Below are 22740 nucleotides of genomic sequence, written 5' to 3'. Positions count from 1 at the left end.
ATATATTACTCATAGGTAATTGTGTCATACTCATTTATACTTTCCATATCGTCCAGTTCATCCTTACTTAATGCGAGCTCTGGGTTAATAACAAGATCGCTATTAATATCTCCCTGATTATTACTAAAATCACCAATCAGAACATTATTTCCAATACTTCCATAATACAAAAAACCCTTGGTTTCCCAAGGGCTTCTCTTTGGTGCTGGAGACAGGACTCGAACCTGCGACCCCTTCATTACGAGTGAAGTGCTCTACCAACTGAGCTACACCAGCATGTTGCTTATGGATTTTGGTGGAGGCGAGCGGAGTCGAACCGCTGTCCGAAGACATCGCCACGCCAGCTTCTCCGAGCGCAGTCACTGTATTGAAGATTCGCCTTTAAAACTGCCCAGTGACAGGCGCTTTTAAAGACTAGCCGCTTGAAATTCGCCTTCCGATCAGCGGCCGATCGGTCAGCTAGCCTGCTGGATTATGAGACCCGGCAGCTCCACACAGGCGATGGAGAAGCGAGTCCTGGCTGGTTAATTAAGCAGCCAGAGCGTAGTTTTCTTGTTTGCCAGTTACATTTGGCTTCCGCGTGTTTAACGAGAAACGCAGCCCCTCGGCTCGCTACTGACGCTCGAACTATCCCCGTCGAATCCCAAGAACGCCCCCGAGATTCAACTTTTCGAACAAAGTGACCGATGATGTCGATCACAGTTTTAGATTATAGCATCATGTAGAAAAACATGCAAGGGTATTTTTTATTTTTTTAACGGAAATTTTGCTCCTTCAGCTTGCGGCGGATCATGCGCTCCGCATCGCGTTTGGCCTCAGTTGCCCGCTTGTCATAGAGCTTCTTGCCTCGTCCGAGACCGAGCTGGACTTTGGCAAAACCGTTGCGCAAGTGAATGTCGAGCGGGATGAGGGTCAGTCCCTTAATTTTGGTTTGGCCTAGAAGCTTGTCAATCTCCTTTCGGTGCATAAGCAACTTGCGGGTGCGGGTGGGATCGACATTAAAGCGGTTGCCCTGCTCAAACGGGCTGATATGCATACCGATGATGAAGAGCTCTCCTTGATCAATCCGCGCGTAACTGTCTTTCAAGTTGACGCGTCCCTGGCGAATCGACTTGATTTCAGTTCCGGTGAGAACGATTCCCGCTTCAAAGGTCTCTTCGATGTGGTAATCATGGTATGCTTTTTTGTTCTTGGCAATCACCTTGGTCCCTTTGTTTCCCATCGTTTCCACCTCAAACCCTGAAATCGCAGTAGATTCTATTATACCAAGGAAAGTCGAAGCGAATCAATGGGATTTTTCAGTACCATCCGGTCTGAAGGGAGGTTCCCGTATCAAAAAGACAAGGGAACCCCCTTAAGGCCGGGACTACTTCTTCTTTTTTTTCTTCTTTTTCTTTTTTCCTTTTTTTCCCGGCTTCTGCTGTTTGATGAAGTCGGATGGGTCGACGGCATAAGTTTTTCCCTTTTTTCCTTTTTTCACTTTCATTTCGCTTTCGGCTGCCCTTTTTCGTCCCTTGCTTTTCGCTTTCTTTTTCTTCCCTTTTTTGAGCGGAGCCCGTTCGTCGGAGTAATGCTCCAAAAGTTCAAAATCGATTTTGCGCTCATCGACATTGACGCCGCTCACTTTGATCCTGACGCGATCCCCGATGCGCAGAAGGCGTCCGCTACGCTCGCCGATCAGGGAATAGGTGGATTCATCGTAATGATAGTAATCGTCGGTCAGGAAGCTGATATGAACCAGCCCTTCAATCGTATTGGGCAATTCGACAAAGATGCCGAACGAGGTGACACTGCTGATGATGCCGTCATATTCTTTCCCGATCTTGTCCATCATGTATTCGGCCATTTTCAGGTCCTGCGTTTCCCGTTCCGCATCGACAGCAATCCGTTCACGGATGGACGATTGCTGGGCGGCGTCCGGCAGATACTCATTCAATTGGTCAATCCTCTCCGCCGTCAGGAAACCATTAGCCAACACTTCCCGGATGACGCGGTGAATCAGCAGATCGGGATAGCGGCGGATCGGGGAGGTAAAATGCGAATAAAACGGTGCCGCCAATCCAAAATGGCCGATATTTTCCGCGGAGTATTTGGCTTGTTTCATTGAACGGAGCATCACCGTGCTGATCACATGTTCTTCCGGTTTCCCCTGCACTTTTTCCAGCAACGCTTGCAATGCATGGGGTTTGACCTGATCGGGCTTGCCTTTGACGGAATAACCGAAGCTGGTGATAAACTCATAAAACGCTCTCAGCTTTTCGGCATCCGGATTTTCGTGAATGCGGTAGACAAAGGGAACACCCAGGTTGAAAAAGTGCTCGGCGACCGTTTCATTGGCGGCCAGCATGAACTCTTCGATCAGTTGTTCAGCGATGGTACGCGGGCGCTTCACGACATCCACCGGTTTTCCCTTTTCATCGACAATCACTTTGGCTTCGGCAAAGTTAAAGTCGATCGCCCCCCGCCTCATCCGTTTGCGGCGCAGGGTCATCGCCAAATCGGCCATCAGCCTGAAATCGTCAACGAGCGGTTGGTAGCGGGCGATCAGTTCTGGGTCTTCATCCACCACGATTTTTTTCACGTCGGAATAAGTCATCCGCTCGCGGGTACGGATCACACTTGGATAGATCTCGTAATTGACAACATTTCCTTCGCTGTCCAATTCCATATCGCAGGTCATGGTCAGACGGTCTACCTGCGGATTCAGGGAGCAGATTCCGTTGGACAGCCGCTTGGGAAGCATCGGAATCACGCGGTCAACGAGGTACACGCTGCATCCGCGCTCATAAGCTTCCCGGTCGAGAGCCGACCCTTCTTTTACATAGTAGCTTACATCGGCAATATGAACGCCCAGCCTAACATTGCCGTTTTCCAAACGTTCGACGGAAACGGCATCATCGAGGTCCTTGGCATCTTCGCCATCAATGGTCACCATCGGGCGTTCGCGCAAATCTCTTCTGCCCTTGATTTCTTCTTCACTGATCGTCTCCGGGATCGCCTCGGCTTCTTTCAGTACGGCCTCGGGAAACGCCTCCGGCAAACCGTGCTTGCGAATAATCGAGAGGATATCGACGCCGGGGTCGTTTTTATGACCCAAGATCTCGATAATCTCCCCTTCGGCACTGTGACGTCCCGTGATTTGATGGAGTTTGACCACGACTTTTTGCCCGTCACGCGCATTCATCTGAAATTCCGGCGCGATGAAAATATCGGTGGCGATGCGTTTGTTGTCCGGAATGACAAACCCAAAATGGGAGGACAAACGGGTAAAGGTACCGACGATTTTGTCGAGCTTCCGCTTGAGGATGCGCACGATTTCCCCTTCCGGGCGGCGGTCGCCCGATTTGCCTTTATGAATCCGCGCGAGGACGAGGTCTCCGTCCATCGCTCCGTTCATGTCGTTCAAATGGATGTAGATATCGCGCCTGCCAGGCTGATCAGGAATCACGAACCCAAATCCTTTGGTGCTACCCTGCAAGGTTCCCCGCACCAGATTAAAGCGTTCCGGCACCCCGTAGCGACTGGCTCTCGTTTTGACGATGTCGCCGTCCTCTTCCATTTTGTCGAGCAACGCAGTAAAACTTTCCCTATCTTCCTCGCCGATCTGAAAAGAGGCGATCAATTCCTCCAGCGTAAGTGGTTTATATGCTTTTTCCAACATGAATTGCCGAATCTCATGTTCTGTGATCATGTACAAATCTGTCATCAGGAACGGCTCCCGGTAACAGAGTTTTTCACCTCTCTTTTTTAGGATCCGATGAGGAAACGCGTCCGATAAATTCCTCAATCTCCTGGAACAATTCTTTCCTTTCTTTGTCAACGGTAATGATGTGCGTCGAATTTTCATACCAGGAAAGTTTTTTCTCTTTTGAGGCGATTTGCGAAAAAATATATTCCGCGCTTTTTTCCAATACCAGCTCATCTTTGGCGGCTTGCACGACCAGTGCCGGTGCCGATACCCTTGGCAGCCTGCTTCGCATTTCCCGAATGAGGCGCACCAGCTCGCCCACACATTTGACCGGGGTTTTATCTATCGGCACGACATGGGCGGCGATTTCGGGGTCGCGTTTTTCCGATTTTCGGGTAAAGCGGATAAAATACTGCAGCACGTTGGCCAAGAGCGCACGACGGTCGCGAATCCAAACCGGAGCGCACATCGAGATCACACCATCGACCTTTTTTTCGGCCGCCAGCATCAGTGAAAGACATCCTCCCATCGACAGACCCGCCACAAAAATCCGGTCCAAATCCTCTTCCCGCATTCTCTCATACGCATCCAAAGCGCTTTGCCACCAATCCTTCCATCCCGTTTTCTCCATTGTTTCCCCATCAACCCCGTGCCCGGCGAGGAGAGGAGCATAAACGGTAAACCCTCGCTCCTTCAAATAGTAACCCATGGGACGAAGTTCGGAAGGAGAGCCGGTAAAACCATGTATTAACAGAATGCCCACTTTTCCACCCGAATAAAAAAAAGGATCGGGGGTGCGCTGTACGATTTTCATCTGCTATCCTCCATCCGACGCAAAGTTTTCCGCCATTTTCACGATAGCACAAAGAATCGGAAAGGAAAACAGTCCCATCGAAGACCGGTTTCTTTTTCGCGGACACGTCCCCCTCTGATCCGTGAAGTGTCCCCGCAACAATCATTTCTCCTCGTCATGATGAACCCCCGGCGGGATCACCGGGGTTTAATGGCAGAGGTTGATTTTTGAAGAGGATGCGTTTACCACCAAGAGCTGCATTGCTCCCCTCCACCCGGAGGAACGACACATACGCGGAATCGACGGTTAGGATCACTGGAAGCGGGGTATGCCCAAGTGGTAATGGTTGACGAACCGGAATATATATAATCACCGGCACGATCAAAGCCAATCAGGTTAAAAGAAAAAAGACGGCCTTGTGTCGTCTTCTTTATTTGGGTTTCCCATTCTTGTGTTCCTCCCTCAAACACGCCAACGACAACCTCAACGCCATGTTCTCGAAAATGCTGGATGCCTTTTCTGCTAACCTTCGGATAGATCAACGATACCAACAAGAACTTTGGCCATTCCTGCGTCCGTTAATGCTTCGCAACATGCCGCATTCGAACTCCATCTGAGCATGGGTTCCCGCGTGCAGTATAGACTGTTGCCCCTTTCGTTTTAACACCAGCCTGGAACATTCGCTTACGCAGCAGGCCGAGTGAGACGTGTACCCACGAACAACGGTCACTCCGTTTTTGACGATGATTACTCCGGCTAGCGGCTTGTTTCCATCTTGCCTTGTACCCTCGTCTGTCACAGTGATAAGTTGCCCCCTGGAACCACATACTTGTTGACTTTGACATTAATGTCAAGGTTTATAATCACATTACAACACTTGAATGAAAGGAGGTTATTAATCTGCTTTGCGTATTGGTGAACTCGCTCGACTAACAGGAGTAAGTCCACGTGTATTACGGTATTACGAAAAAAAGAAGCTAATTACACCGACACGATTGATTAATGGTTATCGGGAATACAACTCCATAGCTATTAAACAAGTCAAAATGATTCAATTTTACTTAAGTCTAGGTTTTACCACAGACCAAATATCCAATTTTTTGAATTGTGTTCTCGAAAATAATGAAGCTGTTTGCCAAGAAGTTTTGTCTACGTACGAAATGAAAATAAAAGAATTAGATGATTATATAAAAATTCTATCCGAAATCAAATCAAATTTGGAAGAACGGGTACGTGCGATCAAATTGGAAAAAAAGACAGCTAAACACAAAGGAAATGAATCATATGACGGTAGTTAATATTGCATTACGATCATTTCATGTCTATTCCCCAATTAACGTGTCATTCATATTTGATTGATACTTTTTTCTGGTGACGTGATGTACAAAACTTTTTTTGTCTTTACGGAGGAAAGGAGCCAAGAGCGATGATCATCGACAGCCATAGTCATGTGATGTTACCAGTTGAAAAACAAATTGAGTTAATGAATGAAGCAGGGATAGATAAGACAATCCTTTTTTATACTTCAATTCACCCCGAGCGAGCAACGGATTTTCAGTCGTATGAAAAAGAAATGAGAAAACTGTTTAAAATTTTAGGAGGACATGTAAATGATGCCAAAAGAAGGGAAAAAGGAATTGAAGAACAGCTGCAATCTATTCGTCTATATCCCGATCGTTTTTTAGGCTTTGGTTCTGTACCAAATGGGTTAAATGACGAAAAGACAGCTGAGTGGGTCGAAAAACAAGTGATCGGTAATGGGTTTAAGGGGCTCGGAGAGTTTACGCTTGCTCCTGGGCAGATAAATACTTTGGAACCAGTTTTTAAAAGCTCTTGCGAGTTTGGATATCTTCCCATCTGGGTGCATACATTACATCCCCTTGGTTTAAGCGATATTAAAGAGCTGGCAGAATTGGCAAAGAAGTATGCAAAGGTTCCCGTAATCTTCGGGCATTTAGGCGGTCTAAACTGGTTAGACACGATCAAAATTACAAAAGAAATTTCTAATGCGTATCTTGATGTTTCTGCTTTTTATACTACAGTTGCATTATCTTTAGCAATGTTAGAGTTACCTGAGCGTACTTTGTTTAGTTCTGATAGTCCTTATGGCGATCCCTTGTTGGTAAGAATGGCAGTAGAACGACATTCAAATGATCCGTACACACGCAAATGTGTATTAGGTGATAATATTGCGAAATTGTTAAACTTATAACTAAATAAAACAGGGCATATAAATGTGTCGGATCAATCTGTGAATCGCACTCTACGAGCCTCTCAGCCCCCTGTTTCAAGCCATATAAAAGATGCTACCCGAATCGGGTAGCTTTATTTGTTCCTGGGTAAACAGGATCTGGTTGGCCCCCGAAAAGGTGATGTCAGACTGCTGTAGGGCGAGTAACCAAAATAGTGGCCAATGATTTAGAAAGGATTCATTCCTGCTTGATGAAGACAACCACCTCCAACTTTTCCATGGAATCTCATTTGTCAAGGAGAATGCGATTGGCAAGGGTATTCTGGTGATTTACAAGAAAAACAGGACATGCCCGCAACACCATCCTACGTGATCTTCGAGGAAGCCATATCCGTCGTAATTGCTCCAAGTGAGCCAAGATGGATTTGCGAGCTACGACGGGATGCGATATGAGATTCTTTGGTCCAAGAAGCCATCGTCTGTGAAGTCCGGGGAAAACGAATGCATCTTCGGCGAGGACGATTGCCAAGTCCGAAACCGCGCTCCTTGGGTGGAGATGTTGATGATGCCTCCGCTATTTTTTTCGACCATTTTTGGAAATACTGTTTGAGTTACACAATAGGCCCCCAATACATTGCGGAGGTTAAAGTCGCTTACGCGGCTTTCCCGAAAGTACGGGTGGAATGAGCGCTAAATGCGAAAAAGCACTGTTGACTTAAACCAAGGTTTAAGTCGTACGATAGTCATGTCGACAAGAAATACTGGATTTGGAGGCCTCCACTATGAAATACTATACCATTGGCGAAGCTGCAGCCATGTACAATATACCGGAATCCACCTTGCGCTTTTATGAAAAAAAAGGTCTTCTTCCGTTTGTCGAACGGGACGAGGCGGGCAGAAGATTATTTTCGGAACGTCAATTGGCGTTGCTGCAAATCATAACTTGCCTTAAGAACACCAACATGCCCATCAATCAGATTAAGCAGTACATGGACTGGGTTGTTGAAGGAAATTCAACCATAGAGAAACGGCTCGACATGCTGTTGAAGCATAAGCGAAACGTGCTGGATGAAATAGCATTAATGCAGGAATACCTGAAGGGGATAGAGGAGAAAATCGAACGTTATCAAAAACAACTTCGTGGAGGAGAAAACCTATGAAGCTTACAGGAAATACAATCTTGATTACTGGCGGCGGCTCCGGGATCGGGCTGGCCTTTGCAGAGAAATTCGTGCAAAACGGAAATACCGTCATCGTTATCGGCCGGCGGGAAAATGTTCTTGAACAAGCCCGGAAACAAGTCCCCGGCTTAATCACCCGGGTTTGCGACTTGGAGCAAGAAAGCGAGCGTCTGGCCTTGTTCGATTGGGTGACAGCAAACTATCCCGACGTGAACGTGCTGATTAATAATGCCGGGATTCAACTGCTATACAGAACAGCTGTACCAAGCCAACAAAGACTCTATTGAGTAATGGGGATGGAGCGTAAAAAGAAGAAGCTGATTCGTAATGAAGCGGCTTCTTTGCGTTCATTTTAATGCTCTTCTTTCCGCCCCTCAGACACAATCAACCCGACCACGCGGGCGGTCGCTTCTCGCAAAGAATCGATATCTTCCACACTGCCCGTACGCGGCAATCCGTATCGGACAGGAACCCGTCTCCAACCACAGAAAGACCACGAATTCCAGATGGATCTGAACTTGTCCAAACCTACTGAATCCGAAATAGAGACTCCAAATAGATCCTTTCAGGAGAAATATTCTGATGTGGCGACTGATTCTTTGAGCTGTTTCTCTTCAAAGCGACAACTCCCACGTCTCCCCCACCAGATCCGGACCAAAGTTGTGGTGTTTTTCTTCCTTTACAAGTTTGAAGCCGTGCTTCCGGTAAATATGCCGGGCCTCTTTAAGCACGTCGTTCGTCCAAAGAACCAGTTTCTTGTAGCCGCATCTCCGGGAGAAACGAATGCATTCTTCGACGAGGCGGTTGCCAAGTCCGAAACCGCGCGCCTTGGGTTCGACCAAAAGAAGCCGAAGTCTGGCAACGGTATCGCTGTCTTTCATGACAAAAACACAGCCGACATTCTCCCCGTTCATCTCGGCAATCCAACAGCGCTCCCTGGACGGATTATGGCGATGCATGTAATCGGATACAATCTGTGCGACCAATGCTTCAAAGCGCTCATTCCACCCGTATTCCCGTGCGTAAAGAACACCGTGACGATGGACGACCCAGCCCATGTCACCAGGTTCGGGAAAACGCAGGAAAAAGGGTTCGGAGAACTTGAAACCCTGGCCCCGGGTCAGCACGTCTTCGATCGTCTTCATGGCCTCCAGAAGGCGCTCTTGATCCCCTTCAGAGAGGCTGCCAAGCATTTCGGCCACTTCCTCTCGGGAACGGCGATCAAGCATCATGAATACCTGCCTTCCCTCGGAAGTCAGGGAAAGCAGCCTCTGCCGGGCATCGATTTCCGAACGGACTTTTTCGATCAGCCCTTTTTCCTCAAACCGGGACAAGATGCGGCTGAGATAACCCGGATCCAGCCCAGTTTCCCGGGACAGATCCGAAGCGGTCAAATGGTCGTGATGCGCAAGTTCAAACAGGATACGAACTTCGGTCAGGGAAAAGGGACTGTGCAACAATCCCTCGCGCAATACTCCGATATGCCGGGTAAAAAATCGGTTGAAATGCCGGACAGCACTGATTTTCGCCTCCAGATTTTTCATCTTTGTTTCGCCCCCTTTTCAATGCCATTATCAACTATATATTTGCTTTAGTCAAGTTTTTGTCCACAAAGCAGAATTGCAGCAGTCAGAAAATAATCCTTCTCAGCGATCCGGTTGAAACGGGAATTTATCGTTTACCGAAAAAAATAAAAACAGGAAGATGGCTTTACATACCATCTTCCAGCAACTGAAATCATTTCAAAAGCATTGTCCAATTTGTAATTGAAAAACCGAGACATGAGCCTCAGCTTCCATAAAAAAGCCCCACAGGACAACATCTCGAATACTCTTCTTAGACCTTAGTTCTCATTTTTAATATTAATCAGTTCCGCCTGAATGATATAGCGATCGGGTGCACTGCCTATGTAGTCGAAAGGATAACAGGTGGTAAGTGAAAGAACCGGACGGGAATAAGGTACAATCACTGTACGACTCCCCACGAGAAAACCGAATAGAGCAACCTGTAAAAAATATATATTTTAATTACCGTTTTATATGACTTTTTTATGAGCAAACCTTTACGAATTTGTGTACTGAAAATTTAGTCATTTACTTGAACGATGAATCGATGTTATAGATTTCAAACCTTATTTCATTTATAAATTTAATATCACATAAATAAATTACATAGCAGGGGGTTTTTTAAGTGAGAAAATGGACGAAAGTAATACCAGCCTTGGCAGTTACAGCTGCATTGGCTTTTCCGATGACCACCTTTGCGCATTCCGGTAATCAACCTGAAGTAGATGCCAAATACCACCTGTTACCGAAGGTGGAAGTAACCGATTCCACCATTGATATTTGGACAAGCATTTTTGGTGCGAGCACCGTTGACAGCGGGGAATGGCAAATCATTCCGGTCGGTCCGAACAAAGCTGGTAAACCCGCCCATCTCAATCAATCGACCAAAGCCCAATTCCACGCGCATTTTGAAGGATTAAAACCCAGTGTGGAATACTGTTTCAACATTCACTTTACCGGAAAGCTGGATGGAGATAAAGTAAATACCGCCCTGATGTTGAAAGGCAAAAAAGGAAATCTCTTCTGTGTGAAAACGGATGATGGAAAACCTGGCCATGACAATCCCGGTGACCACAACGGCGGAGGAACCAATCCCGGGGATGATAACGGCGGTGGCACTGCACCGGGAGATAACGGAAACAATGGCGGAAATAACGGTGGAACCACCCAGCCTGGCAATGGCGGAAACAACGGGGGAAATAACGGCGGAACCACCCAACCAAGTAACGACGGAAACAACGGAGGAAATAACGGTGGAAACAGCGGCAACACCGGAAATCAACCCTCGAACGGTCAAGGGGGAAAACTGCCAAAAACAGCCACTTCCTATGCCAATAACATCGGACTTGGGGCAACACTCTTGGCAGCCGGATTGGGTATGCTGATTCATCGTCGCCGTCAAACCGTTTAATTGATAAAAAAAGCGTCCTTTGACGGGACGCTTTTTTAATGAATTGCATTCGTTCGTGTGCAACTGACCGTTAACAACCCCGCACTGCAACGCCCTTCCAAGACAAAATAAAAAAGCCACCCAGTAAACCTGAGTGGCTTGATCGCCTGGCAACGACCTACTCTCCCAGGGGTGAACCCCAAGTACCATCGGCGCTGGAGGGCTTAACTTCCGTGTTCGGGATGGGAACGGGTGGATCCCCTCCGCTATCATCACCAGACAAGTAGTATATTATCATGGTTTTATATTCATTTCAAGAGGTTTTTCCAAAAAAATTCCCGGCAAAAAGTGAACAGCCGACAGAGCGATCGGCTGCATTTTTCGCCTATTTTACAAAGTAACCGACAACAAGGGCCATCACCATGAACACGATCGCGAAGACAGTGGTCAGTCTGATCAGCAACGCATCAAAACCACGCGCTTTCGCTTTGCCCATCAAGTGTTCGGCACCCCCGGCAATGGCTCCGGACAAACCCGCACTTTTGCTCGATTGCAGCAAAATCACAATGATCAGTGCGACGCAAAAAATTGCAAGGATTATTTTAGATGCAATTTCCACGATTAAACCTCCTTGCCCAGCTATTCACTGAATAGACTGTATCATATTGAACTGAGGTTTTCAACAAAGAAAAAGGGATCCCCGCCCGTGTTTGCGGAAAGATCCCCTTTTTTCATAAATTAGCCGCGCAGATTATAGAAAGCGCTGCGTCCCGGATATTGAGCCGTAAACCCGAGCTGATCCTCGATGCGCATCAGCTGGTTGTATTTGGCTACGCGGTCCGTCCGGGAAGGAGCCCCGGTTTTGATTTGACCGGCACCTGTCGCAACTGCGATGTCGGCAATGGTGGTATCCTCCGATTCACCGGAGCGGTGGGAGATGACGGCAGTGTAGCCGGCACGTTTGGCCATTTCGATCGCATCAAACGTTTCGGTCAGGGTTCCGATTTGGTTTACCTTGATGAGAATCGAGTTGCCGACTCCTTTTTCAATTCCGGAAGCAAGGCGTTCAGTGTTGGTGACAAAGAGGTCGTCACCGACGAGCTGCACTTTGTTTCCGAGGCGCTCGGTCAGTTGTTTCCAACCTTCCCAGTCATCTTCAGCCAAACCGTCTTCAATGGAGATGATCGGGTATTTTTGGATCAATTCTTCATAGAAGGCGATCATTTCTTCAGAAGTACGGGTAATGCCTTCACCCGCAAAGTGGTATTTGCCGTCTTTAAAGATCTCCGTGGAAGCAACATCAAGCGCGAGCATAACGTCTTTTCCCGGTTGGTAACCGGCGCGTTCAATCGCGGTTACGATGGTGGCGAGGGCTTCTTCATTGGAATTCAAATTGGGAGCAAATCCGCCTTCGTCACCAACACCCGTCGCATAACCCTTTTCTTTGAGTACAGCTTTGAGGTTGTGAAAGATCTCCGAACCCATGCGGACCGCATCACGGATGTTTTCCGCGCCGACCGGCATGATCATGAATTCCTGGATATCGACGTTATTGTCGGCATGCGCCCCACCGTTCAAAATGTTCATCATCGGAACCGGGAGCACTTTGGAATTAAATCCGCCAAGGTAGGTGTACAACGGCAAGTCCAGAGCTTCAGCCGCAGCGCGGGCAACAGCCATCGAAACGCCCAAAATTGCATTGGCACCGAGGTTAGCTTTGTTCGGCGTACCATCCAGCTCGATCAACGCTTTGTCGATCGCGACCTGATCGAGTGCATCCATGCCGATCAACTGCGGAGCGATTACTTCATTCACATTGCGCACCGCATTTAACACGCCTTTGCCGAGATAGCGGCTTTTGTCCCCATCGCGCAGCTCAATCGCTTCGTGCGCACCGGTGGAAGCACCGGAAGGAACGATCGCGCGTCCCACTGCACCGGATTCGAGAATAACTTCAACTTCAACGGTCGGATTCCCGCGGGAATCCAATACTTCACGGCCATATACTTCAATAATCGTGGTCATGGTTCATTCCCTCTCTTTTTCTGTTATTTGGAGATAATCATGCTTTTCCCTGTCATTTCGTTCGGTTGTTCAATTCCAAGGAGATCGAGCATGGTCGGGGAAACATCGGCCAGGATGCCTTTTTCCCGGAGTTTAACCCCTTTTTTCGTCACAATGAACGGAACGGGGAAAGTCGTGTGAGCCGTATGCGGGCGGCCGTTTTCATCAATCACCATATCGGCATTGCCGTGGTCGGCGATAATGACGGCAACACCGCCTTTTTCCAGCACGAGATCGACCACTTTGCCAAGGCACTCATCCACTGCCTCAACCGCACGCACAGTCGGTTCCAGTTTTCCGGAATGGCCAACCATATCCGGGTTGGCGAAGTTCAGGATAATGGCATCGTGTTTCTCTGCCGCAATTTCCTTCAACAACGCATAGGTAACTTCATAGGCGCTCATTTCCGGTTTCAGATCATAGGTGGCCACTTTGGGAGAATTGATCAAAATCCGGTCTTCACCCGGAAACGGCTCTTCACGCCCGCCGCTGAAGAAAAAGGTCACATGCGGATATTTTTCCGTTTCGGCGATGCGCAGCTGTTTCAGATTGCTGTTTGCCACCACTTCCCCAAAAGTGTTTTTCAGGTCGGTGGACTTATAGGCAACATGCCCCTGAACCGCCACGCTGTATTCCGTCAAGCAGACAAAATAGAGGTCTTCCGGTCTGGACGGACCGCGGTCAAATTCCTCAAAATCATCGTTGGCAAAGGCAAGTGAAAGCTGGATCGCGCGGTCAGGACGGAAGTTAAAGAAGATGATCGAGTCATGGTCTTGAACGCGGCCAACCGCTTCCCCCTTGTCGTCAACCATCACGGCCGGCACCACAAACTCGTCAAAAACCTCTTCTTCGTAAGATTTTTTGATCGCTTCTGCCGGATCGCGGAAATCAGGGCCTTCGCCGTAAACCATCGCGCGGTATGATTTGCCTGTGCGATCCCAGCGTTTATCCCGATCCATGGCATAATAGCGGCCATGCACGGAGGCAATTTGGCCCACACCGGTTTCTTTCATTTTTTCTTGCAATTGTTCAATGTACTTCACCGCGCTGTCGGGAGCAACGTCGCGGCCATCGAGAAAAGCGTGAACGTAGACATTTTTCACATTTTCCTTCGCCGCCAGCTCCAACAGGGCAAACAAATGGTCAATGTGACTGTGCACACCGCCGTCGGAAACAAGTCCGCAGAGGTGCAACGCACTTTGATTTTCCTTTACGTGTTTGATCGCTGCCAGGAATGTTTCATTTTTAAAGAAACTCCGGTCTTCGATCGATTTGCTCACGCGCGTCAGATCCTGGTAAACGATTCGTCCGGCGCCAATATTGAGGTGTCCCACTTCGGAGTTGCCCATTTGCCCTTCCGGCAAACCGACCGCGTTTCCACTCGCCTCCAGCGTGGCATGCGGAAACTCATTCCAATAGCGGTCGAAATTCGGTTTACGGGCCTGAGCCACCGCATTCCCCTCTTTATTTTCACGCAGGCCGAAACCATCAAGGATACACAAAAGCACGGGTTTTGGACGTTTCATCATTTTCACCTGCCACTACTTCGCTGCTTGTACCAATTGAATGAACGAACCGGCGTTCAGGCTGGCTCCTCCCACCAACGCGCCGTCAATGTTGGGCTGCTTGATAAAGGAATCGATATTTTCCGGTTTTACGCTTCCGCCATACTGGATGCGGACTTCATTGGCCACTTGTTGGTCAAACTGGTCGGCAACCGTTTTGCGGATAAAGCTGCATACTTCCTCGGCATCTTCCGCGGTGGACGCTTTTCCGGTGCCGATGGCCCAAACGGGTTCATAAGCGATAATCGTCTTTTTCATCTCATCGGAAGACAGCCCGGCGGACGCCGCTTTCACCTGCTTGCGAACCACTTCCTTCGTCTGGTCGTTTTCACGCTCTTCCAGCGTTTCGCCGACACAGACGATCGGGATGAGACCGCCGTTTAACGCCGCTTTTACCTTTTTATTCACGCTCTCATCCGTTTCCGCGAAATAGGCCCGACGCTCAGAATGGCCGATGATCACATAAGTGACCCCCGCCGCTTTCAACATCGGGACGCTCACTTCGCCCGTAAAAGCGCCTTGCTGCTCAAAATGAACATTTTGTGCTCCGACGCCGATCCCGGTCCCGGTGAGTTCTTCAACCAGAGCGGGCAAGGCCAGGAACGGAGCACAGATGACAGCCTCTACCTCTCCCGGAAGATCGGCCTGTTTCAGTTCAGCCGCAAAAGAGACTGCTTCCTCCGCTGTTTTGTGCATTTTCCAGTTTCCTGCGATCACGGGTTTACGCATCTCAGGCTTCCCCCTATTCTTTATCTTGAAGTGCCGCAACCCCCGGCAGTTCTTTTCCTTCCAGGAACTCCAGCGAAGCACCGCCGCCGGTGGAGATATGATCAACTTGATCGGCCAGGCCTGCTTTTTCGATGGCCGCCGCAGAATCCCCGCCGCCGATGATCGTATGAGCGTTTGATTCGGCCAGCGCTTTGGCCACTGCATTGGTTCCCGCGGCAAACTGGTCAAATTCAAATACACCCATCGGCCCGTTCCAGATCACCAGTTTTGAAGCCTTCACCACATCGGCAAACAGTTCCCGGGTTTTCGGACCGATATCGACAGCTTCCATGTCGGCCGGAATCTGGTCGATATCCACAATTTTAACGGTCTTCGGATTGGGGCCGAATTCGTCGACAACAACCACATCAACGGGCATGTAAAAACGAACGCCGTTGCGCTCCGCTTTTTTTATCATCTCTTTGGCCAGTTCCACTTTATTTTCTTCAAAGAGCGATTTTCCGATCTCATACCCCTTGGCGTAGGCAAAAGTATAAGATAAACCGCCGCCGATGATCAGGTTATCCACTTTATCGAGCAGATTTTCGATCACGCCGATTTTGTCCTTCACTTTTGCCCCGCCGACGATCGCCGTAAAGGGACGCTCCGGATTGGTCAAGGCACGGCTTAATGTTTCAATCTCTTTTTGCAGCAGGAAACCGGCGACCGCAGGGAGATAAGCGGCAATTCCCGCAGTGGAAGCATGTGCCCGGTGAGCGGCGCCAAATGCGTCATTCACATAGAGATCGGCCAAACGGGCAAATCCTTTTGCCAACTCAGGATCATTTTTCTCTTCTCCAGGATAAAAGCGGACATTTTCCAGCAGAAGCACATCTCCGTCTTTCATCTCGTTTACCCGGGCTTCAACGGCAGGCCCAACGGCTTCATCCACTTTAAGTACAGACTGACCCAGATATTTGGACAAGGCTTCGGCGACCGCGTTCAAACGCAGTTCCTCAACCACTTTTCCTTTAGGCCGGCCCAAATGGCTGGCCAAAATCACTTTGGCCCCGTGTTCAATTAAGTATTGGATCGTGGGCAGTGCCGCGCGAATCCGGGTATCGTCGGTGATTTTCCCTTCTTCCATGGGCACGTTGAAATCGACGCGGCAAAAGACGCGCTTGCCGCGAACGTCAACATCGCGCACAGATTTTTTATTCATGGGGCTTCCCTCCTTATGCTGAGAAAGAGGAGAGCAGCTCTCCTCTTCCCGATCTTCCAAACCGTTCATTAGTATAACATATTTGCAATTAGTATAACTTCATCCGATTATTTAATTTATGGATCAAAGTCCTTTACCGGCTATATAAGCGGCTAGATCAACAACACGGTTGGAATAGCCCCATTCGTTATCATACCAGGAAACGACTTTTACCATATTGCCTTCCATCACCATCGTGGACAAGGCATCGATGGTCGAGGAGTGGGAATTTCCGTTATAGTCGATGGATACGAGCGGCTCTTCAGAGTAAGCCAGAATACCTTTGAGTTCGCCTTCAGCAGCTTCACGGAGTGCACCGTTTACTTCTTCAACGGTGACTTCTTTGCTCAGTTCAGCCACCAAGTCCACAACGGATACGTTTTTGGTCGGAACGCGCATGGCCATTCCGTTTAATTTCCCTTTCAGTTCCGGCAATACGAGGGAAACCGCTTTGGCGGCACCGGTCGTTGTCGGAATGATCGATTCACCAGCAGCCCGGGCTCGGCGCAAATCTTTGTGCGGCAGGTCAAGAATTTGCTGGTCATTGGTATAGGCGTGAACGGTGGTCATCAAACCGCGCACAATCCCGAATTTTTCGTGCAATACTTTGGCAAACGGCGCAAGGCAGTTGGTGGTGCAGGAAGCGTTGGAAATCACTTGATGGCTGGCAGGATCATATTTTTCCTCGTTTACACCCATCACGATGGTAATGTCCTCACCTTTGGCCGGAGCGGAGATGATCACTTTTTTTGCTCCTCCAACCAGGTGTTTGGCTGCATCTTCACGGTTCGTAAAACGGCCGGTCGATTCAACAACGATCTCTGCGCCTTCTTCGGCCCATTTGATTTGTGCAGGGTCGCGTTCAGCCGTTACTTTTACTTCCCGGCCATTCACGCTGAAGCCATTTTCCGTAACCTTTACTTCTGCGTCCAATTTTCCGTGCACGGAATCATATTTCAAAAGATGAGCCAACGTTTTGGAGTCGGTCAAATCGTTTACGGCTACAACTTCCAATTCGGGATGGTTCAGCATAGCACGGAACACATTTCGACCGATACGGCCAAATCCGTTGATACCCACTTTTACTTTTGCCATTATCTCTTCCTCCTTAATGTCTTATCCGTAGTATCCACAGTTAAGGGTGGGATTCATTCTCACATGGCAATCGCATTTTGCAGAATTGCCCGTGCTGCTCCTTCATCTGTGATCAAGGTGTCCTGGGAAATGTGGGAGCAGATCGCGACAATCGCTTCCGCTTTGCTGGAACCTCCGGCCACGGCCACAGCTTTTTCCACCTGATCGAGTTCCTCCAGCTTCAGGCCCAGCGTTTTGATGCGATGAACGATCTCTCCGTCGCGGTTGAAGTAATAACCAAATGACTCGCCTACCGCTTTCGTCTCCTCCAGTTTTTTCAGGATTCCGGGATCCGATTTGCGCCGGAGCGCCATGGTTTTGGCATCGCCGATCCCGTAAATGACGATACGAGCCTTTTTCAGAGAGCTCAGTACCTCCTGAATGTGCGGTTCGCGGATCAAGGTTTGGTATACTTCGTCGCTTACCTGATCGGGCACATGCATCATGCGGTATTTGCCACCCGTCCGTTTTGCCATCAGGGATGCGATGTAGTTCGCTTCCAGTTCCACCGCTTCCCCAACACCGCCGCGGGCAGGAACAAAAGTGGTCATTTTGAAGGCGGGAGTCGGCAACATCATTTCAGCCACCGCCAGCATGGTGCTTCCCCCGGAGACAGCGACAATCTGTTCTGGTTCCGCCTGCTCCTTCAGGTAACGGGCACCCGCTCTCCCGATCTCCTTCTTGGTCCAATCGGAGTCATCCGCATCGCCGGGAACGATGATGACTTCCTTCACACCCAGAAATGCCTTTAACTCCGCCTCCAATTGGTTCAGGCCAAACAGTTCCTTCATGAGCGGTTCCATGTCGGCGAGCAGCTCACTTCCCTTTTCCGTCAGTTTCATTCCGGTCGAATCGACAGAGAGCAGCCCTTGTGCCCGCAAAAAATCAGCTTCTCCGCGCAGCACTCTTTCCGTCATCTTCAAGGCAGCCGTCAAACTCCGCCGGCCGACCGGTTGCATCAACTGAACATGCCTGAGAATTTCATACCGTTTATGCATGACCTGAAGCAGATCCGGCAACAATTGCTTCTGAAGGTTTAAGATTTTATCCATTTCATCCCCCACCACAAGGGACTTCATACGTCCCGCGTAGGACAAAATCGTCCCGACCCGTTCAAAAAAAATCCCCGTTTCGGGATCAACTTCATTTTATCGCAAAGGTGTTTTTCTTGACAAGCCGTCTTTCCATTTTTATTGAAAATTCAAAGAAAACGCTTACGCCGGGCCGAGGAGACAATCCCCATTTCATCCCGGTATTTGGCGACCGTTCGCCGTGAAATCCGAATTCCTTCTCCGCAGAGCAGATCAGCAATTTTTTGGTCTGATAAAGGATCTTTTTTATCTTCCCCCGAAATGAACTGTTTTATTTTTTTCTTCACTGTCTCCTGTGACAGGTTCTCTCCCGATTTCGTTGCCAGACCGGAAGGGAAAAAATAGCGAAACGGAAACAGTCCTTTCGGCGTTTGCATATATTTGTGCTGGGTGGCCCGGCTCACCGTCGATTCGTGCAGACCGACTTCTTCAGCAATGGTTTTCAGTGTGAGCGGTTTTAAATAATCCACGCCTTTTTCAAAAAACTCCTTTTGCCTGGTCACAATCGCTTCGGCAACCCGAAAGACGGTATCCCGGCGCTGCTCGATGCCCTTGATGAGCCACAGAGCGGACTGCAGCCAATTTTTCAGATACTGCTCCACTTCTTCGCCCATCTGTCCTCTGCTGCGGATCAGCTGCTGGTAGTAATGGTTTACCGTCAGCTGAGGCGTATCGCTCTCATTCATCACGACAACGTATTCATCATTCACTTTCTCTACATAAACATCCGGATATACGTATTGGGTGGGTGCGCCGGTATCATATCCCCTTCCCGGGCGGGGATTGCACTTTTTAATCTCATCAACAGCCGCTTGCAGTTCTTCCATCCCTGCTCCGAGAGCCTGTTCCATCTTGCGCCATTTGCCATCCGCAACATCTTCGAGATGGTGACGGGCAATCTCAATCGCCAGTGGATTGGGATGATCCATCCTTTTCAATTGAATTTCCAGACACTCTGACAGCGAACGCGCCCCGACACCGGCCGGTTCCATCGCCTGGATGACCTCCAGACACTCTTCAAACCGCTTTTCACTTATATGAAAGCGCTTACAGACATGGACGGCATCCACGTCAAGATAACCTCTTTCATCCAAATTATAAATAAGATAATGACAAATTTTCCGTTTTGCCGGCGTCAGATCAAACTCGAACAGCTGTGCCTCCAGCTCTTCAGCAAGCGTTCCGCTCCCTGCTGCATAAGGTTCAAAGACGGATTCCTTTTGCTCTTGCCGATAGCCTCCCCTGCGGCGGGAAACCGGCATCTCCTGAAGGTAATTCAGCCATTTATCCAAATTCAGGCGTTCCGCTTCCAGATCCGGCAACTCCAGCACCGGGTTTTCCGTCATCTGTTCAATGATGTACTGCCATAAATCGCTTGCGGAGAATTGCAATATTTGAATGGCCTGACGCAATTCCGGCGTCATCACCATCTTCATCCTTTGCTCCTGATAAAGACCATAACCCATCTGTATAGCCATTCTTTTCACCTCCGCCCCTTCTGTTGATCGCTCCCGGATTATGGATGACGAAAAACGGTTTCCAATAATATTATAATCGGGTCAGCCGCACCAAACCGCAGCATTGGAATACATGCCTCTCTCTTTTTATCAACATGTAAACTTCCTTTTTCTTCACTTAATCAATTATATTTTAACATAAGAAAGCCTGGTACTTTTTACTCTTTTTTGCCAGTACAAAGACCTGAAATTCAATTAAAAAAATCCTTGCCCCGGTTCATTCACTGTGTTATAATGACTTTCGTCAGCTTAATATTTCATTATGCGCCTATAGCTCAGGGGATAGAGCGCTGGTCTCCGGAACCAGGTGCCCAGGTTCGAATCCTGGTAGGCGCGCCAAAATACTGAAAACCACCACTTCCTTTGCTTTGGAAATGGTGGTTTTTTGTCGTCCGTGCTCCGGTCTAAGAAGAAACTGTCTGAAACCCCGCTGAGATGGCACGCTTTGTAAACTCATTAAGAGGTCCATGCGGCACATCATCCTTTACGGAAACCCACTGATAATCGGAATGATCTTCACTCAGCCGGATCAGAGCCGGGTCACTCAGGAGCCGGACCAGAAAGACGATCTCAACCAGGTGCTGATTCGTGTATTCGGAAACGTAAGAAAAGATCTGATAGGGCCGGACAATCTCCACATCCATATTCACTTCTTCGCGAAACTCCCGTTTCAACGCCTCCTCCGGATCTTCGCCGAAATCCACCTTTCCTCCGGGCAATTCATAGAAACCGGGCATGGTCAATTCCGTCAAAGACCGCTGAATGAGGAGCGTTTTTCCCTGATGATAAAGAAAGCCCCGGCAAATGATTTTTTGCTCCATTTCAACCTCCTGCAACCTCATTGCGCAAGCCCGCCTCTTTTTCAATCGGGCTGCCTTTTTCCGGATGAATGCGATTTAAGGAAAATGTTGTCATGCCGGACCATCAACGCCGAAATGCTTTCCGCGAAACAGGGCAGGAACGCCGCCCTTCCTGCGCCGCTCCCCATCTTTAGGGCGTTGACAATCGTTACGTCAACCGATTTACACATCCATTTTAGCAAATCTTCCCACCCGGTTTAAGCAACTCTGCAAAAGGTTTATCCTTTCCCGCTAAAGGTAAAGATACAGAGGCAGTCTTTTTCAAACAGGATTGATTTGACCTTTTTTGACCTTTAGGGTATGATAATAACAGGAACTGTTGTTGAAGTCAGCTACTCGGATAGAGAGAAAGGAGGGGGAGGGTGCCGTTGAAAACTTTTTCAGGCACCCGCAACCATGAACTTGATTCCGATGGTCGTTGAACAGACAAACCGAGGAGAACGTTCATATGACATCTATTCCCGCCTGCTGAAAGACCGGATTATCTTGCTGGGCAGCCCGGTCACAGATGAAGTGGCCAATACCATTGTGGCACAGCTTTTGTTTTTGGCTGCAGAAGACCCGGAAAAAGACATTCATCTCTATATTAATTCCCCGGGCGGCTCGATCACGGCGGGGATGGCGATTTTCGATACCATGCAGTTCGTCAAACCGGATGTTTCCACGATTTGTATCGGGATGGCCGCTTCGATGGGAGCATTTCTGCTCGCTGCCGGAGCCAAGGGCAAACGCTTTGCTCTTCCCAACAGCGAAGTGATGATTCACCAGCCGCTCGGCGGTGCCCAAGGTCAGGCGTCCGACATTGAAATCCGGGCCAAACGCATTTTGCGCACGCGTGAGCATCTCAACAAACTGCTGTCTGAATTTACCGGCCAACCGCTGGAAAAAATCGAACAAGATACAGACCGTGACTACTTCATGAGCGCGCAAGAGGCCCTGAACTACGGCTTGATTGACAAAGTGCTGACCAGCACGAAAAAGAAATAACTCTCTCCAGGAGACACGGGTTCCAGGTCTGATCGCCGGAACCCGTTTTTACTATGTAAACCGGTATATTCCGCGGATGTCCATTGCAGGGGCAGGTCGCGGTGTCCCCTGCTTGACCAACGGCCAAATGCCAATGATTGTTAAAAAGGAATATCACCCTGTTATAAAAAGAAGGAATTTTTCAAAATCTAGAGATGAAAGCTCCCCACCCATTGACCTGGCAACGGATCGGACAATGGGATTTGGAGCCATGAACCATGGAATTTCCGGTTGCTCGGTTTTCCCGCGGTCCGGTCACTGCGGTATCCGCCCTTTCCGATCGGTGCTTCTCCTATTCCTGATGCAGCCATTCATCCGGTTTGATGATTTTGATATGCACCGGATTGATCGGGGCTGCCGAACGTAAGCGTTTTTGAATGAGATCGACGAGATCATGATAGCGCGAGCGCGGAAAATCCCCTTCAGGAACAATGTACATCATGATTTTCTCGCCGTTATACTCCATCCTTACATCCCGCACACCCGGAACACTGAGCGCCACTTGTTTCATTTTGCTTTCCGGGTAGCCCATATGGGTGTAAGAATGGGAATCTTTGTCCAATCCCGTTTGGTCTTCTGTTTTTTCAAATCGTTGGCAAGCGGTGAAAAAGCAGGCCAGAAACAGCGACAACCCGAACAGAAAAATGCGTTTCATCTCAGGCACACCTCCGTGCCATTATTGTTAATCCGGCCCGGCAAATTATAC

20 protein-coding genes, 2 tRNA genes, 1 rRNA gene, 1 other RNA gene and 2 pseudogenes are annotated in these 22740 nt (G+C 48.8%); 7 read left to right on the top strand and 19 right to left on the bottom strand.

From position 1 onward, the window contains the following. Positions 1-200: 200 nt before the first annotated feature. The 5 genes from I8U19_RS11485 to I8U19_RS11465 all read right to left on the bottom strand — a co-directional run bounded on the left by I8U19_RS11485 (position 201) and on the right by I8U19_RS11465 (position 4502). Positions 201-276: transfer RNA gene (locus tag I8U19_RS11485), tRNA-Thr, on the bottom strand. 17 nt (positions 277-293) lie between these two features. Beyond that, positions 294-657, bottom strand: a transfer-messenger RNA (tmRNA) gene (ssrA, locus tag I8U19_RS11480). 97 nt (positions 658-754) lie between these two features. Continuing rightward, a complete protein-coding gene (gene smpB, locus I8U19_RS11475) occupies positions 755-1222 on the bottom strand; it encodes an SsrA-binding protein SmpB (RefSeq protein ID WP_033099859.1) in 468 nt (155 codons plus the stop codon). A 144-nt stretch (positions 1223-1366) separates the two neighbouring features. Continuing rightward, positions 1367-3706 carry a ribonuclease R gene (gene rnr / locus I8U19_RS11470; RefSeq protein WP_232337264.1) on the bottom strand — a complete coding sequence of 780 codons (2340 nt, stop codon included), beginning with the start codon at positions 3704-3706 and terminating at the stop codon, positions 1367-1369. Positions 3707-3734: 28 nt separating this feature from the next. Then, on the bottom strand, positions 3735-4502 hold the full coding sequence (locus I8U19_RS11465) for an alpha/beta hydrolase (protein WP_033099858.1): 768 nt from the start codon (positions 4500-4502) through the stop codon (positions 3735-3737). A gap of 884 nt (positions 4503-5386) precedes the next feature. On the opposite strand from I8U19_RS11465, the gene I8U19_RS11460 reads away from it, so the two are divergent. From I8U19_RS11460 to I8U19_RS11445, 4 genes and pseudogenes are all read left to right on the top strand, one after another. Then, positions 5387-5779 carry a MerR family transcriptional regulator gene (locus I8U19_RS11460; protein ID WP_198055963.1) on the top strand — a complete coding sequence of 131 codons (393 nt, stop codon included), beginning with the start codon at positions 5387-5389 and terminating at the stop codon, positions 5777-5779. A gap of 128 nt (positions 5780-5907) precedes the next feature. Further along, entirely contained in the window at positions 5908-6693 is a 786-nt protein-coding gene (locus I8U19_RS11455) for an amidohydrolase family protein (RefSeq protein WP_198055962.1), read from the top strand. Between the two features lie 761 nt (positions 6694-7454). Continuing rightward, entirely contained in the window at positions 7455-7832 is a 378-nt protein-coding gene (locus I8U19_RS11450) for a MerR family transcriptional regulator (RefSeq protein WP_033099853.1), read from the top strand. Next, positions 7829-8095, top strand: a pseudogene (locus I8U19_RS11445) (SDR family NAD(P)-dependent oxidoreductase); the annotation flags it as partial. The gene I8U19_RS11450 and the pseudogene I8U19_RS11445, both read left to right, overlap by 4 nt. Before the next feature lie 110 nt (positions 8096-8205). Here I8U19_RS11445 and I8U19_RS11440 read toward each other — a convergent pair. The 3 genes and pseudogenes from I8U19_RS11440 to I8U19_RS11430 all read right to left on the bottom strand — a co-directional run. After that, positions 8206-8379: a hypothetical protein gene (locus I8U19_RS11440; RefSeq protein ID WP_198055960.1), complete on the bottom strand. Its 174-nt coding sequence runs from the start codon at positions 8377-8379 to the stop codon at positions 8206-8208. An 88-nt stretch (positions 8380-8467) separates the two neighbouring features. Then, positions 8468-9397 (bottom strand): bifunctional helix-turn-helix transcriptional regulator/GNAT family N-acetyltransferase, encoded by a 930-nt coding sequence (locus I8U19_RS11435; RefSeq protein ID WP_033099852.1) that lies wholly within the window; start codon positions 9395-9397, stop codon positions 8468-8470. Positions 9398-9696: 299 nt separating this feature from the next. Beyond that, a pseudogene (locus tag I8U19_RS11430) lies at positions 9697-9828 on the bottom strand (class D sortase); the annotation flags it as partial. A gap of 215 nt (positions 9829-10043) precedes the next feature. On the opposite strand from I8U19_RS11430, the gene I8U19_RS11425 reads away from it, so the two are divergent. After that, positions 10044-10829, top strand: a complete 786-nt coding sequence (locus I8U19_RS11425; RefSeq protein ID WP_052153985.1) for an LPXTG cell wall anchor domain-containing protein — start codon at positions 10044-10046, stop codon at positions 10827-10829. 144 nt (positions 10830-10973) lie between these two features. On the opposite strand, the gene rrf is transcribed toward I8U19_RS11425, so the two are convergent. The 9 genes from rrf to rpoN form a co-directional block, all read right to left on the bottom strand. After that, positions 10974-11088 (bottom strand): 5S ribosomal RNA (gene rrf, locus I8U19_RS11420). Between the two features lie 105 nt (positions 11089-11193). After that, positions 11194-11427, bottom strand: coding sequence for a preprotein translocase subunit SecG (gene secG / locus I8U19_RS11415; protein ID WP_033099851.1), 234 nt, complete (start codon positions 11425-11427; stop codon positions 11194-11196). 119 nt (positions 11428-11546) lie between these two features. After that, on the bottom strand, positions 11547-12833 hold the full coding sequence (gene eno / locus I8U19_RS11410; RefSeq protein WP_198055959.1) for a phosphopyruvate hydratase: 1287 nt from the start codon (positions 12831-12833) through the stop codon (positions 11547-11549). A 23-nt stretch (positions 12834-12856) separates the two neighbouring features. Beyond that, complete coding sequence (gpmI, locus tag I8U19_RS11405; RefSeq protein WP_198055958.1) at positions 12857-14398, bottom strand: 2,3-bisphosphoglycerate-independent phosphoglycerate mutase; 1542 nt, start codon at positions 14396-14398, stop codon at positions 12857-12859. 15 nt (positions 14399-14413) lie between these two features. Next, positions 14414-15166 carry a triose-phosphate isomerase gene (gene tpiA / locus I8U19_RS11400; protein ID WP_198055957.1) on the bottom strand — a complete coding sequence of 251 codons (753 nt, stop codon included), beginning with the start codon at positions 15164-15166 and terminating at the stop codon, positions 14414-14416. A 13-nt stretch (positions 15167-15179) separates the two neighbouring features. Then, the gene (locus tag I8U19_RS11395; protein ID WP_033099847.1) at positions 15180-16367 is read right to left on the bottom strand and encodes a phosphoglycerate kinase; all 1188 of its coding nucleotides are present in this window, start codon (positions 16365-16367) and stop codon (positions 15180-15182) included. Positions 16368-16490: 123 nt separating this feature from the next. Next, entirely contained in the window at positions 16491-17501 is a 1011-nt protein-coding gene (gap, locus tag I8U19_RS11390; RefSeq protein ID WP_033099846.1) for a type I glyceraldehyde-3-phosphate dehydrogenase, read from the bottom strand. Positions 17502-17560: 59 nt separating this feature from the next. Next, positions 17561-18592 (bottom strand): sugar-binding transcriptional regulator, encoded by a 1032-nt coding sequence (locus I8U19_RS11385; RefSeq protein WP_033099882.1) that lies wholly within the window; start codon positions 18590-18592, stop codon positions 17561-17563. 149 nt (positions 18593-18741) lie between these two features. Further along, positions 18742-20109 carry an RNA polymerase factor sigma-54 gene (gene rpoN, locus I8U19_RS11380; RefSeq protein ID WP_052153984.1) on the bottom strand — a complete coding sequence of 456 codons (1368 nt, stop codon included), beginning with the start codon at positions 20107-20109 and terminating at the stop codon, positions 18742-18744. Between the two features lie 303 nt (positions 20110-20412). Here rpoN and I8U19_RS11375 point away from each other — a divergent pair. After that, a tRNA-Arg gene (locus tag I8U19_RS11375) sits at positions 20413-20487 on the top strand. 65 nt (positions 20488-20552) lie between these two features. Here the strand turns inward: I8U19_RS11375 and I8U19_RS11370 are convergent. Beyond that, positions 20553-20969, bottom strand: coding sequence for an NUDIX hydrolase (locus tag I8U19_RS11370; RefSeq protein ID WP_033099845.1), 417 nt, complete (start codon positions 20967-20969; stop codon positions 20553-20555). 435 nt (positions 20970-21404) lie between these two features. Between I8U19_RS11370 and clpP the strand changes: the two genes are divergently transcribed. Then, the gene (clpP, locus tag I8U19_RS11365; protein WP_033099844.1) at positions 21405-21995 is read left to right on the top strand and encodes an ATP-dependent Clp endopeptidase proteolytic subunit ClpP; all 591 of its coding nucleotides are present in this window, start codon (positions 21405-21407) and stop codon (positions 21993-21995) included. Between the two features lie 331 nt (positions 21996-22326). Here the strand turns inward: clpP and I8U19_RS11360 are convergent, their stop codons facing one another. Continuing rightward, the gene (locus I8U19_RS11360) at positions 22327-22689 is read right to left on the bottom strand and encodes a cation diffusion facilitator family transporter (RefSeq protein WP_033099843.1); all 363 of its coding nucleotides are present in this window, start codon (positions 22687-22689) and stop codon (positions 22327-22329) included. Positions 22690-22740: the final 51 nt, after the last annotated feature.

This window comes from Thermoactinomyces sp. CICC 10523, assembly GCF_016055105.1.
Classification (GTDB): domain Bacteria; phylum Bacillota; class Bacilli; order Thermoactinomycetales; family Thermoactinomycetaceae; genus Thermoactinomyces_A; species Thermoactinomyces_A daqus.
This window is presented reverse-complemented; position numbering and strand designations above follow the sequence as displayed.

What these genes read in the sequence shown, in the direction of transcription:
- smpB (WP_033099859.1), bottom strand. Translation starts at nt 1,222, where the DNA reads ATGGGAAACAAAGGGACCAAGGTGATTGCCAAGAACAAAAAAGCATAC.
- rnr (WP_232337264.1), bottom strand. Translation starts at nt 3,706, where the DNA reads ATGACAGATTTGTACATGATCACAGAACATGAGATTCGGCAATTCATG.
- I8U19_RS11465 (WP_033099858.1), bottom strand. Translation starts at nt 4,502, where the DNA reads ATGAAAATCGTACAGCGCACCCCCGATCCTTTTTTTTATTCGGGTGGA.
- I8U19_RS11455 (WP_198055962.1), top strand. Translation starts at nt 5,908, where the DNA reads ATGATCATCGACAGCCATAGTCATGTGATGTTACCAGTTGAAAAACAA.
- I8U19_RS11450 (WP_033099853.1), top strand. Translation starts at nt 7,455, where the DNA reads ATGAAATACTATACCATTGGCGAAGCTGCAGCCATGTACAATATACCG.
- I8U19_RS11435 (WP_033099852.1), bottom strand. Translation starts at nt 9,397, where the DNA reads ATGAAAAATCTGGAGGCGAAAATCAGTGCTGTCCGGCATTTCAACCGA.
- eno (WP_198055959.1), bottom strand. Translation starts at nt 12,833, where the DNA reads ATGACCACGATTATTGAAGTATATGGCCGTGAAGTATTGGATTCCCGC.
- gpmI (WP_198055958.1), bottom strand. Translation starts at nt 14,398, where the DNA reads ATGAAACGTCCAAAACCCGTGCTTTTGTGTATCCTTGATGGTTTCGGC.
- tpiA (WP_198055957.1), bottom strand. Translation starts at nt 15,166, where the DNA reads ATGCGTAAACCCGTGATCGCAGGAAACTGGAAAATGCACAAAACAGCG.
- I8U19_RS11395 (WP_033099847.1), bottom strand. Translation starts at nt 16,367, where the DNA reads ATGAATAAAAAATCTGTGCGCGATGTTGACGTTCGCGGCAAGCGCGTC.
- gap (WP_033099846.1), bottom strand. Translation starts at nt 17,501, where the DNA reads ATGGCAAAAGTAAAAGTGGGTATCAACGGATTTGGCCGTATCGGTCGA.
- I8U19_RS11385 (WP_033099882.1), bottom strand. Translation starts at nt 18,592, where the DNA reads ATGGATAAAATCTTAAACCTTCAGAAGCAATTGTTGCCGGATCTGCTT.
- rpoN (WP_052153984.1), bottom strand. Translation starts at nt 20,109, where the DNA reads ATGGCTATACAGATGGGTTATGGTCTTTATCAGGAGCAAAGGATGAAG.
- I8U19_RS11370 (WP_033099845.1), bottom strand. Translation starts at nt 20,969, where the DNA reads ATGGAGCAAAAAATCATTTGCCGGGGCTTTCTTTATCATCAGGGAAAA.
- clpP (WP_033099844.1), top strand. Translation starts at nt 21,405, where the DNA reads ATGAACTTGATTCCGATGGTCGTTGAACAGACAAACCGAGGAGAACGT.
- I8U19_RS11360 (WP_033099843.1), bottom strand. Translation starts at nt 22,689, where the DNA reads ATGAAACGCATTTTTCTGTTCGGGTTGTCGCTGTTTCTGGCCTGCTTT.